Annotated in this window: 10 protein-coding genes; 5 read left to right on the top strand and 5 right to left on the bottom strand. The window is 41.6% G+C overall.

Annotated elements, in window-relative coordinates; genetic code table 11:
• Window positions 1–10 precede the first annotated feature (10 nt).
• The 5 genes from WCM76_12500 to WCM76_12480 all read left to right on the top strand — a co-directional run bounded on the left by WCM76_12500 (window position 11) and on the right by WCM76_12480 (window position 5,057).
• Complete coding sequence (locus WCM76_12500; GenBank protein MEI6766455.1) at window positions 11–577, top strand: sigma-70 family RNA polymerase sigma factor; 567 nt, start codon at window positions 11–13, stop codon at window positions 575–577.
• A 55-nt stretch (window positions 578–632) separates the two neighbouring features.
• A complete protein-coding gene (locus tag WCM76_12495; protein ID MEI6766454.1) occupies window positions 633–1,097 on the top strand; it encodes a zf-HC2 domain-containing protein in 465 nt (154 codons plus the stop codon).
• Window positions 1,098–1,106: 9 nt separating this feature from the next.
• Entirely contained in the window at window positions 1,107–1,664 is a 558-nt protein-coding gene (locus WCM76_12490) for a hypothetical protein (protein MEI6766453.1), read from the top strand.
• Window positions 1,665–1,751: 87 nt separating this feature from the next.
• Complete coding sequence (locus tag WCM76_12485) at window positions 1,752–2,459, top strand: hypothetical protein (protein MEI6766452.1); 708 nt, start codon at window positions 1,752–1,754, stop codon at window positions 2,457–2,459.
• 123 nt (window positions 2,460–2,582) lie between these two features.
• Window positions 2,583–5,057, top strand: coding sequence for a TonB-dependent receptor (locus tag WCM76_12480; protein MEI6766451.1), 2,475 nt, complete (start codon window positions 2,583–2,585; stop codon window positions 5,055–5,057).
• A gap of 22 nt (window positions 5,058–5,079) precedes the next feature.
• Here WCM76_12480 and WCM76_12475 read toward each other — a convergent pair whose 3' ends face one another.
• The 5 genes from WCM76_12475 to WCM76_12455 all read right to left on the bottom strand — a co-directional run bounded on the left by WCM76_12475 (window position 5,080) and on the right by WCM76_12455 (window position 12,445).
• A complete protein-coding gene (locus WCM76_12475; GenBank protein MEI6766450.1) occupies window positions 5,080–6,426 on the bottom strand; it encodes a dihydroorotase in 1,347 nt (448 codons plus the stop codon).
• Between the two features lie 33 nt (window positions 6,427–6,459).
• Complete coding sequence (locus WCM76_12470) at window positions 6,460–7,218, bottom strand: polyprenol monophosphomannose synthase (protein MEI6766449.1); 759 nt, start codon at window positions 7,216–7,218, stop codon at window positions 6,460–6,462.
• Between the two features lie 184 nt (window positions 7,219–7,402).
• Window positions 7,403–9,604 carry an endonuclease gene (locus WCM76_12465; protein ID MEI6766448.1) on the bottom strand — a complete coding sequence of 734 codons (2,202 nt, stop codon included), beginning with the start codon at window positions 9,602–9,604 and terminating at the stop codon, window positions 7,403–7,405.
• A 275-nt stretch (window positions 9,605–9,879) separates the two neighbouring features.
• Window positions 9,880–11,949, bottom strand: coding sequence for a 3-coathanger stack domain-containing protein (locus tag WCM76_12460; GenBank protein MEI6766447.1), 2,070 nt, complete (start codon window positions 11,947–11,949; stop codon window positions 9,880–9,882).
• A 16-nt stretch (window positions 11,950–11,965) separates the two neighbouring features.
• A complete protein-coding gene (locus tag WCM76_12455; GenBank protein MEI6766446.1) occupies window positions 11,966–12,445 on the bottom strand; it encodes a hypothetical protein in 480 nt (159 codons plus the stop codon).
• Window positions 12,446–12,512: the final 67 nt, after the last annotated feature.

Genomic DNA, 12,512 nt, shown 5'->3' with positions numbered 1-12,512 from the left:
GTCATCATTGTTGGACGACAGGGCGCTCATAAACGGTATTATAGCGGGAGATGAAGCATCTTTTCGCCTTCTGGTAGACCAATACCGTGATAAGGTGTATTCCACATGCTATGGCTTTGTATTGAACCGTGAAGATGCCCGCGACCTTGCTCAGGAAGTTTTTATAGAAGTGCATGCCTCCGCTGCACGATTTCGCCATGAATCAAAGCTTGCAACCTGGCTTTATCGCATTGCAGTAAATAAATCATTGAATTTTATAAAGAAGAAAAAAAAATCTTCATTCATTCAGTCATTTGATAATAAACCGCTCGAACGATTAGAATCTGTTATAACCGCAGCTTCGGAGCCGGAAATATCGGAAGTTGACTCAAACGAAATGTCTCTGATACTCGAAAAGGCCATTGATTCATTACCCGAAAACCAACGAATTGCATTTACACTCAATAAGTATGATGAGCTGTCTTACCGCGATATCGCTGAAATTATGGACGTATCGGTAAGCTCGGTGGAATCATTGATACACCGCGCAAAGCTGAAGTTGCAGAAAAAATTGGCTGATTATTTTGAAAAAAAATGAGCGCAGTGCGCAAGTTTTTTGATTTTTTGTTGTCTAACCAACATCTCATACCACCATGGACTGCAAAACTGTAAAACAAAACATGATTTTTATTGCCGACGGCAGCCTTCCCGGAAAGGAATTGCAGCAGGTAAAAGCTCATATTGATTCATGCGGAGCATGCCGTCAACTGTACAATACAGTTTCATCTGCATTAGCAGTGCAGACCACAAAGCGCAGCATGCCCGATTCGGATACTTTTTACGAAAATATTTTGGAGAAAATAGAAGTACGCGCCTCCGTATCCGGTCGGAAAGAAAACTACAGAATTGCAATAAAATACATTCAGCCCTTGCTTGCAGCGGCATCCATAACAATCGCCATATTTCTGGGGGTGCATTTATTGAATAATATAAAAGAATCGGAAGCATCAAAATCAGTGGTTGATATGCGTACTTCAACTATTAATGAGCTGGCTTCGCAGTATCAAGTGAAAGACAACGGTACCGATGAAGTGGACACTTATTACTTAAACAAATAACCTGTAATCATGAATTATTTCAGCAGAAAAAACATTATCGGGTGGATTGTTGGAATCCTTATAATTGTAAATATCGGCGCCATCAGTGTTTTTGCGTACCATATTTATTTCAAAAAAGATTTTTCGGAGCACAGGCCGCAACAACCGGGCCCCGACAGCTTTATGGTGCATGAACTCGGTTTTGACAAAATGCAGTCAGAGCAATTTGCAGTTTTAAAAAAAGCACACATGGACAAGGTTCACGCTTTTGTTGCACAGATTAAACAAGAGAAAAAACTGCTTGCTGACGGCGTAATCTCTGAAACAGTTGACACCCTGAAACTCGACACTATTGCCGACAAAATCGGTGTTTTGTACGCTTCTATAAGAAAAGCGAATACCAGACATTATCTTGAACTTAAAAAAATATGTACACCCGAACAGCAAAAAAAACTTGCAGAAATATTTGGCAATATTTTCTGCTGTGATGATAAAATGGATTGTCGAGATAAAGGAAAAGGACAACATCATTGTCGTATGGAAAATGAACCGGAAGGTTGCAAGAGCAAAGAAAAAAGCACATACTAGTTCTGATTAATCAGATGCCTGCTAATATTTGAGCAGCATTTCAAAACTATTACCAAATAACAATTACAAAAACTTAAACCAAATTCAATGAAAACGACTCTTTTAAAGAAAGGCATGGCCTTAATGTTTGTACTGATGCTTACAACGGCTTTCAGTGTTAATAATACGTATGCTCAGCATTGCAAAAAAGGTGGAGATGGCGCCGGTTGCAAAGGCGGTGATGGACAGCGCTGCGGCATGGATAAATTCGATTTTATCCCCGACCTCACCAAAGATCAGTTAGATGGAATATACAAGCTGCATCTTAACCTTATGAAAGATTGCAATGCACTGAATAATCAGATAAACGAAAAGAAAGCGCATCTTGTAACCGTTACAACGGGCGATAAGGCTGATGTGAATGAAGCAGGTAAAACCATTGATGAACTGTTCCTTCTGAAAGCTGATATGGCAAAGAAGAAAGTTGCTTTTGAAATGGGTGTAAGAGCACTGCTTACTGATGAACAGAAAGTGTATTATGATATGCACGCATCAAAATGCTGTCAGGAAGAACGCAAAGAGGAAAAAGTAATCATTATTAAAGATGATGAGGACGGTGGCCAGAAATGCGGACAGGGCGAAGGCAAAGGCTGTAAAGGTGACGGCAAAGGATGCAAGGATGGCGAAAAATGCGGCAAAGGTCAGGGTGGTGGAAAATGTGGAACGGGAACCGGCGACGGATGCAAAGGTGGAAATAAAGACATGGATAAAAAATGCTGTCACCATCAGGAACAAACAGAAGAACCTAAAAAATAATCCGATAACTTGTCGCGCAAAACTGCAAGAATACCGCTTCATTGCCGGTATTCATGCAGCGACGTGTGATTATTGCCGTTGCATCACCGTTAATTGATTCTATAAACCAGGGAAACAGGTCTCATGATTAAAAAAATAGCAATTGTATTGATATTGCTGGGTAATGGAATATTATTCGGGCAACAGACACAGGGAAAAGGCGGGCAGCAGGGCGGTGTACCCAAAGGCGTTGTTTTCGGGACGGTGACAGATAAACAGTCCGGGAAACCCATTGAATATGCGAATATTGTTCTTTACAGAACAAAAGATTCTGCGATGATTACCGGTGCTGTTTCTGATAATAAAGGAAAGTTTAGAATTGAAAAAGTCCCGTTTGGGAACATCTTTGCCAAAGTAAATTTTATCGGTTTTAAAATTCAGACTATCCGTGGTATCCGTATCAAACCTGATACACTTGAACGCGATTTGGGCGTTATACATCTTGAACCAACCGTTGCAAATCTCTCGGAAGTTGCTATTAATGGCGAAAAGCAGCAAATGGAATATAACCTCGATAAAAAGGTTATTAATGTTGATAAGGACATGGTTTCGGCCGGAGGTACCGCAATTGATATCATGCAAAAAATACCTTCTGTTTCTGTTGATGTGGAGGGAACGGTGAGTTTGCGCGGATCATCAAACGTTACGATTCTTGTTGACGGCCGGCCATCCACATTTACCGATTTGGATCAGATTCCCGCAGGTATGATAGACAAAGTGGAGATTGTTACCAATCCTTCGGCACGTTACGACCCCGATGGCATGTCGGGCATTATTAATATTGTGATGAAGAAGCCGAAAGAAGCCGGATACAACGGTATGGTTTCTCTTAATGCCGGCACCGGTGATAAATATACAGGATCGGTAAACCTGAATTTCAGACAGAAGAAAGTGAATATTTTCGCCAATTATGATTTCAGATATTTCTCTATGAAAGGTTATACTGACCAAAACCGTGAAAGTACCTACAACGATACATCCTCTTTTCTTGACCAACACCAGAACTCAGGAAGGCTTGGGCAATTCAATAATTTTAAAGCCGGCGCCGATTTTTTTATTAATGATAAAAATACGCTGACGATTACCGGAGAATATGGAATCAGAAAATTCACCACAAATGAAACAACGCATTATGCTGCGCTGAATTATCTGGATTTCCCGACCAGTTATTATGTAAGACAAACACATGGAACCAATAGTGGTGGAGGGCCGGAAGGAGAAATCAATTATAAGAAAACGTTCAAAAAAAAGAATCAGGAATTCACATCAAACATTTCCTTTGAGCAGAATCCCGGTGACAATACCAGCCTGATGGCCTATGAGCCGTACCACCTTGACTATACTCCAATAAGTGTTGAACCCGATTTGCAAAATTCTATTACAAAATCACTGAATACTTCTATCATCGGACAGGCCGATTATTTTATGCCACTCTGGGCCGGTGGTCGTATGGAAACCGGATATAAATACAGCTATAAAAATTCTGACCTTGATTATCTTCAGGAGAACAAAGCCGGTGGAGCACCCGACTGGATTAAGGATACCAATACGAGTAATAATTTTGTGTATAATGAGCAAATACATGCCGCCTACCTGATTTATTCCAACAGCATTGCAAACTTCAAATATCAAGCAGGTGTGAGGGCTGAATATGCTACAACTATTTCGAATCAGAAAACATCAGGGCAGAAATTTACGAATAGCTATTTTAACTTTTTTCCAACCATTCATCTTAAATATGAATTTACGGAAGAGAATGCCTTACAACTCAGTTACAGCCGTAGGGTAAATAGACCGTCCTGGCGTTCGCTCAACCCCTTCATAAATAACTCTGACCCTTTGAATATTTCGGCAGGAAACCCTTACCTGAAGCCCGAATATATTAACTCTTTTGAACTGGCACATCTTATCAGTATCAAGAAAACTTCGTTAAGTACAACCGTTTTTTATCGTCAGATTGACCATATCATTTCACGTATCATGACACTGGAACCGGGTGGCGTTACATATTCTACGTATCAGAACCTGAATAAAGGACAGTCGTACGGACTTGAATTAATCGTGAGCCAGCAGGTGGGCAAATGGTGGAAAATCAATGCGAATGCCAGTGTTTTCGGACAAAAATTCAGCGGAACGCAACTTACCAATGCCTTTAAAGACGCGACTTACAGTTGGACTGCAAAGATTAATTCAAGCATGGCGCTCAAAGTGTTCGACCTTCAGGTGAGCTTCAATTATAATTCGGCTGTTACTACTGTTACCGGGCAGGGTGGTCGGTTTATGCCGGCCGGTACTCAGGGAAAGCAAGCTGAACTCTACTTTATGGATATCGGTGTGAAAAAAGATTTGTGGAAAAACAGGATAACAGTGAGTGCGCGCGTGAGCGACGTTTTAAAATCACAGAAGTATTCTGTTGTTACAACGGGCGATAATTTCAACCAGTCAATGGTAAGCGGTCGCGACAGCAGAGTGCTGTTTCTGGGGGTTACTTACAAAATTAATGGCGGAATCAAACAGAAACGTCAGCCCGACGATAACGGAGATAATTCAGACTATTAGTCATTAAACTGGAGTCTGATAATTATTCAAACACCAACGGCATTCCCTTCACGCTTTCATCAAATCGCCCGTCGTTGTAGGCAAGGCGGCCGTTCACGAAGGTGTGTGTAATAAAATTGTGAAAAATCTGCCCGTCAAGCGCCGACCAACCGCATTTGTTCAGCATGTTGGTCTTTCCTGCCTGCCACGGTAAGTCAGGATCAAAAAGAACAAGGTCGGCATAATAGCCTTTGCGAATATAACCGCGTTTTTCTATCCTGAAGCAATCGGCCTGTGCGTGGCACATGCGCTGTACCAGTGTTTCAATCGTAATTTTATTTTTGCGTACAAGCTCCAGCATCAGGGGCAGGGCATGTTGCATCATGGGTCCGCCCGACGGGCATTCCATATAATTGTTCGATTTTTCTTCTAATGTGTGTGGCGCGTGGTCGGTACTGACAACATCGATTGTGCCATCATTTAAGGCCTGCAGCAGTGCTTCGCGGTCGTCGGTACTTTTTACAGCGGGGTTCACTTTTATTTTCGCGCCAAGCTTTTCATAATCTTCATCACTAAACCAGAGGTGATGTACACAGGCTTCTGATGTAATATTTTTTGTTGATGCATTGCCGTTGGCAAACAGCGCGGCTTCTTCGGCAGTGGACAGATGCAGCACATGCAGCCTGCTGTTGTGTTTTAATGCAAGTGAAATAGCTTTCAGTGTTGACTGAACACAGGCTTCCCGGCTGCGTATCAGCGGATGAGCGGTAAATGGAATGTGCTCCTTAAAACGTTCTTTAAACGCAGCGAGGTTTTTTGTAATGATGGTTTCATCTTCGCAGTGAACAGCAATCAATACAGGCAACTGGAATATTTTTTGTAACGCTGTTTCATTATCAACGAGCATATTTCCAGTAGATGCACCCATGAAAACCTTGATACCGCACACTTTTGAAAAGTCAGCTTTTTTTATTTCCTCAATATTGTCATTGGTAGCGCCCAGATAAAACGAATAATTGGCCATCGAATCGCGCGAGGCAATTTCATGCTTTTCATTCAGCAGTGCATTCGTAATCGTCTGGGGAAGGGTGTTTGGCATTTCCATAAAACTTGTGATGCCGCCGGCTACTGCTGCTCTGCTTCCGCTTCGGATATCTTCTTTATGCGTAAGTCCTGGTTCTCTGAAATGTACATGGCTGTCAATAACACCCGGAATGAGGAAAAGCCCTTCCGCATCAATGTGCGTATAATCGTTTTCAAAAATATAACCCGGTGAAATTTCTTTTTCAGTAATGCTCTGGATGACGCCATTGTCAATGAATACACTGCCCTTACGGATAATGCCTTCGTTCACTATCGTTGCATCGGTAATGCAGAATTTCTGGGGCATTATAAACAGTTTGTAATAGCTGTCGAAGCTATATTAGCTTATTGTTTCAGCAGGTCGCTCGAATTTTTTATAGGTGCGAAACCAGCTTTTTATTTTCATGCTCATCACACCAAAAATGGCTTCTTTAAAAATTCCACGGCTCATTTTCGACTGACCTTCGGTGCGGTCGGTAAAAATAATAGGGACTTCAATAATATTAAATCCGTGCTTCCATGCAGTAAACTTCATCTCTATCTGAAAGGCATAACCCATAAAACGGATTTTACCCATGTCAATAGTTTCGAGAACACGGCGTGTATAACATTTAAATCCTGCAGTTGTATCGCGGATTTTCATGCCTGTTATCATACGCACATAAGCCGATGCGTAGTACGACATCAGCACGCGACCCATCGGCCAGTTCACAACGTTCACACCGCGTATGTATCTTGAACCGATAGCAAGGTCTGCACCGTTGATGGCGCAGGCGTGATAAAGTTTTGAAAGATCTTCCGGATTATGGGAGAAATCGCAATCCATTTCAAAAATGTACTGGTAATTTCTTGCAAGTGCCCATTTGAAACCGTGAATATAGGCTGTGCCCAGACCGAGTTTTCCTTTTCGTTCTTCAATGTGCAAACGATTCGGAAATTCAGACATCAGGCTTTTTATAATAGCTGCTGTTCCATCAGGCGAATTATCTTCAACTACCAGGATATCAAATTCCTGAGTCAGTGAAAATACTTTCCTGATCATTTTCTCAACGTTTTCTTTTTCGTTGTATGTGGGGATGATGACTACGCTGTCGGTCACTTTATATTAATTATGTGAGATAACTTAACGTAACAAACCTACATGAAATTTTGCAAACTGACAAATTCAGTCAAAAATATTTACTGAATGCTTTGCAAAAAAACAATGCCGGACGCTGACTTTGTCGAAACGTCCGGCATTATTATACTGTACCCTGAGCCTGTCGAAGGGTACAGAGGCAGTATTATTTATTAATCAGCACTTTTTTGGTAGTAACACCACCGTCGCCGGCAAGTCGCATCATATAAAGGCCCGAAGGCAGCGCTGTGCTCAACGAAATGGTATTTGTTCCTTTGGTGCAGGCTTGTGTCGTTGTAAATACAAGCTGTCCGTCCATCGAAGTAATGTTTATTTGAATCTGTCCTGAATTCCGGCAGTCATAAAGAACTGTGAAATCACCGTCAGACGGGCTTGGGAAAACAACCACCGAGAAATCGCTCAGGCTGTTGCGAACAATGCCCTGTCCCATATCTGAGAAGTTAAAAGCATTTACCCACTGCACACTGTCAACAAAAGGATTGCGATTATCCTGAACGCTCTGGATGTAATCATTGCGTCCCATTTCCCAGTTGTCAACAGGATCGCTGATGTTCCATGCTTTCAGCACGGCTTCATCCTGTCCGTAAGGCATGAATCCGCTGATATAATCGGGCAGTTTCCACAATTCGCCACCAACGCCGTTATAGCACACCAGCATGTACATCATGGCACGTGCTGCATCACCTTTTTGTTCGTCGCGGGGTTCAAAAACTTTGTTGCCGGCTGTATCATTACCTACTTTGCAACCACCGTATGTCCAGTCGGGAGGATTCTGAACAACAACGCCCAAAGGAATATCTGAACGGTGGCTGTTGGCCGTTGTGCTTGCAGGAAACAGATTGTGATAATCGCTGTATTCAGGCATGTTCTGGAAGTTTGAGTACCCAACGGTCGGCATCCATGACTGACAGAATGTGTGCTCGCGGTTCATGCTTGACCATGAGAAAGGATCGGTGTAAACCGTCGGATATCCTGAATAAATGCAGGTTACAACTTTCTGTGATGTGTTGGCAACAACCGTATCGCGCGATTCGTAGTTGCGAATCAGGTAGGTGGCATAATCACTATAGTATAAGGTTGTATGCGGATTAATCAAATTGTGAAGATCGGCTTTGAAGGTCGGGCTGGCAGGGTTGATGGTGGCATAATAGGTGCCTATCATATTGTCGGCAGTAATTACACTGTCAGCGGCTGCGTTGGTTGTAAGATAATTTTCATATCCCGTGGGTCCGTTAAATGAGAATATCTTATAATAGTAAATGGTTCCGGGAACAACGAATAAGGGTCTGAAAGAAATTCCGCTGTCGCAAACCATGACAACCTGTGAAGTTCCAATGTATGCTCCTTTTTTATAAGTTGTGCCATCAACAGGCTCATCGGCAACAGGTGTGTCTATACTGCGAAGTACTATGTAATGCTCAGGCTTTGCCGAAGGATCATCAAAGACTACATTGTGCTGAAAAGTTTTTTGATAGGTGAAATGAACATTAATGGCTTTGGCGGTAGGCTCTGTTGCAAAGCTGCCTTTAACACCATAGAGATTAATGACGAAGGGGTTTTTATTCGGGTCGCTGTTGCCGATAGTGAGTATGGCTGTTTTGCTGCCATCAGCTCCGGTAGGAGTGAAGTCGAGGGTAAATGTTACCGAATCATGAGCCGGCACACTCGACGGAAACCCTGTCAAACCAAACATTGAAGCGTCGGTTCCGGTAAAATTGCTGCTTGTAAGATACAGTGTTGAATCAGTCCCCGAATTAATTACTTTAAGTGTTGTGGCCGGGGCATTTCCAACAATAAGCTGCGAACCCGTAGGAATGGTGGTTGTGCCGTTTTTAATTGATATCCATGCAGCAGGACCGGGTGTTGCCTGAGTAATGCTGATATCGTCAATACAGATATTTTCTGATACCTTGGTTGTGTACATAAATCTTACATAACGTGATGTGGATGTCAGGTTATCCGTATAGTTTACCAGTACGTTTTTGTTGACATTGGCATCCGTGAATACGTGAACCGGAGTCCATGTGCTGCCGTCAACAGATTCTTCAACTGTAAATGTTCCTCCTGCAAAGCCTGATGTGCCCCTTATCCAGTAAGAAACGGTTCCGGGTAAATCGGTGAAATTAATCATCACAAACTTGCCCTGAGAATTGAATTTACAGGCAGGAGCCGTATTATGGAAAAAGCCTGCGCTGCCGCTGTTGTAGTAGTCGGTTAAATTTGTTGTCCAGCCGTTGGGTAGTGCAGCCGGGTCGCATGCCCATGAAGTGGGCAGTGTGGTTTGAGCAAATGATATAATAGCTGTGAAAGCCATTAAAATTGCGAATAATGTAATTTTTTTCTTCATGATGATGATGTTAAATTATTGAGAGATTATAAATTCTAAATGTTGAATTTTAAATTGTTAGAAGGATTTACAGAATATAACAAAAGCTGTCTAAAGTAAAACAATCTTCTGTCATACAACAGAACGATTTGCTTGTCGCAAAGTTGCACAATTTTTACCATACTGCAAAATAATAGGTGCGACAGTTTGCCGAATATTGGGAAAATAGCTGATGATATTGGTCAGGATTAAAATCTCCGATGAAAGCGAGATTTGTTTTTGTGCGGAAGGGAATGCTATTCTGTTTTCACAAGCTTTATCGTTTTATTAATAGATACTGATTCTATACTGCAGAAATAAGTACCGGCTTTAAATGGTGTTGCATCAAAGCTTAGAGTATGTGCTCCCTCTGCGCTTTTACCGTCGGTCAGTGTTTGTATGATGTTGCCATAAATATCACGTACAACGATGTGTACATTTTCTGTTTCTGTAAGCATAAAATGTATCTCAATGGTTTTATCAAAGGGATTCGGGAAGGCATAAAAAGCTTCATCATAGGCTGTTATCGTTTGCCCTAATGATAAATCATTGATTAAACTGTCTTTACTGACAGACTCTGCAGTTATGTTTTCTGTAACGATTGATTTATCAATAAATCCGGCGGGTAACTCTTCCGGACGGTGGAATCCATAGAGATTTCCCGACTTCATATTTCCACAGTCAAAGGGTTCAATGTAGGCATGGAAAAAACTTCCGGCTTTGGCCGTGAACCCGGGTTTCAGGCTTATGCGCTTGCCTGCACGATATATAACGTTTCCGGTGCATGACGTGCTGCAATTCAGTACCGGGGCGGGGTGGCACTGGTTGTCAATTTTCATAGTCGATTCAATGGTTTCAAATCCATCAATATATAAGGGCGTTTCGTTATTGCCCGTATAGGTGCAATGAGGACCGGCATTGATACCAAAACCATTGGGATACTCGCCTGAAACATTGCGGTGTATGAGGTCGATATAGCCGGGTAATGCATTCCCGTCTCTGAGATTTATTATATGATAAAGGTTATACAGCAGCATGTAGTCGAGACCATTGAAATTGCCCACACTGGCATTATCGCCGGTATTTTGAACATCATAAGTTCGTTGAAACTTGCACGTGCTTGCCCAGCCATTATCCGGATACAGGTTCCCGCCATAAAAATATGGACCTTCGCAAGGGGCGGTTGTAAGCTGGTCATAAACTTTTCCCAGACTTAAAAGATTTGTAGGCTTATTGTGCAGGTATTCCCAGTATAATAGATAAAAAGTGTCCCAGTTTTTTGATGAGGCATTGTTTTTTATTCCAAGTTCGGTAGTATTCAAAAAGGGCAAGCCTGAATTTTGTCCATTCCAGCAATCGCACATTGCCGCTAGCGGTATTTCCAATTCAGGGCAGTTACTTGTTGCTATCTGGAATCCCTGCCATATTATATTGGAACTCGTCCAGTTAACCGAGCCATATATAGGGTTCCCAAATGTTGAATTTATTAACGCTAGCGGTACTGAGTATACTGTAGCATTATTTCCCCGAAGGACAAGGTCTCCGTTCGGATCAACTATTGTCCAGGAACCCGCGTTCCAGATGTAGGAAATTGTCTTATCAGCAATTTCCGCAGCTTTATCATGTGCATAATATCCGGCAGGAACGCAACGATACACCAACGCTAATCCTCTCAAAAGCCCAATCACTTGATCCTGGCTCATCGCTCCTAATTTCATTTCATGAATTGACTGTTGGGAAGTAGATACATTTCCACCAATAGAAGTAATATCATGATTGATTAAATCATTTGCTGAAATATTGTCTACATAAGCAGGCTCCCCGGCGTTTTGTGATGAGACATTATTGGTTGGAGTGAGGCCATCATTTATTTCAGGATGGTCCCTGATAAATGATTCCGGAACATCCGACCGCATGAAGAAACCATCATAAACAGCTGATGAATTATACCATGGATGGTCTTGTTCGCAGCGATCCACTCTGATGTAGGAATCCATTGCAATTTCTAATTCATTTAGCGTTAATGAAGCATCTTGTCCATATGATGTTAATAGCTTGTATTCTGTGGCGAGTACTCCCAAATAATAACCAAAATACATCATTTGGTCTGCGTAAGATATCACATCCGAAAGATATTTATTTCTGGTATCTGACACCATGGAACCTCCCTTTTGATAGACATTTGCCACAGGTAATACAAAATACCGTAGTCGGTTTCTATAGTACCAGTACTTTACATTGTTATTGTACTCTTGCTGCATTTGAGCTGTAGCAATTAACTCACAGAACAGTATGATTATTAATAGTAAAATCGATTTTGTTTTCATTTGATTTCCTATGTAATTAATATTTGGGGTAATCCTTTATCTTGAGCAATTTGAGGAAATAATCATGACCTTTGAATGTAGTTTGCATCCACAATCTTTTATTGGATAGTTTGTGTATTTTCCATGATGATGAACAGCCCATTTTGAAAGGTCCAAATCCTGTATAACAGCTGTCAACCCATTGAACCAGTAGCTGAAGATTTTTTTTATTCTGCGAAAACTCATAAGCGCCGCTCAGGTCATTCTTTTTTATAGTTGAAAAAAAATGAAATTCGGCACCACCCGGATCTTGTAACCGTATTTTTACATAATCATTACAAATTGAATCGTTCCAGATCTGCATTCCGTTTTGCCCATCAATTTGAAACGATTCTGCATGATAATCTCCTTGAAGACGACGATCCACTGTTCTCACACTTATCAGAGGTCCGTCTTCATATTTGCACCCAATAAGTGTTGCAATAATTAGCAGTAAGAGAATGATTTTAGTTTTCATAGATGCTAATTATTTTCACTGTTGTCCGGTAAAAGTTTGAAAGAAGCCGAAGCATAAGCCCGGCTTC

This window comes from Bacteroidota bacterium (assembly GCA_037133915.1).
In the GTDB taxonomy this organism is placed as follows: Bacteria; Bacteroidota; Bacteroidia; order Bacteroidales; family CAIWKO01; genus JBAXND01.
The sequence above is the reverse complement of the archived record's forward strand: the minus strand, read 5'-3'. Positions and strand labels throughout refer to the sequence as shown.

Bases quoted from the DNA above. Each gene is read 5' to 3' on its own strand.
- WCM76_12495 (MEI6766454.1), top strand. From the start codon at position 633: ATGGACTGCAAAACTGTAAAACAAAACATGATTTTTATTGCCGACGGC.
- WCM76_12490 (MEI6766453.1), top strand. From the start codon at position 1,107: ATGAATTATTTCAGCAGAAAAAACATTATCGGGTGGATTGTTGGAATC.
- WCM76_12485 (MEI6766452.1), top strand. From the start codon at position 1,752: ATGAAAACGACTCTTTTAAAGAAAGGCATGGCCTTAATGTTTGTACTG.
- WCM76_12480 (MEI6766451.1), top strand. From the start codon at position 2,583: ATGATTAAAAAAATAGCAATTGTATTGATATTGCTGGGTAATGGAATA.
- WCM76_12475 (MEI6766450.1), bottom strand. From the start codon at position 6,426: ATGCCCCAGAAATTCTGCATTACCGATGCAACGATAGTGAACGAAGGC.
- WCM76_12465 (MEI6766448.1), bottom strand. From the start codon at position 9,604: ATGAAGAAAAAAATTACATTATTCGCAATTTTAATGGCTTTCACAGCT.
- WCM76_12460 (MEI6766447.1), bottom strand. From the start codon at position 11,949: ATGAAAACAAAATCGATTTTACTATTAATAATCATACTGTTCTGTGAG.
- WCM76_12455 (MEI6766446.1), bottom strand. From the start codon at position 12,445: ATGAAAACTAAAATCATTCTCTTACTGCTAATTATTGCAACACTTATT.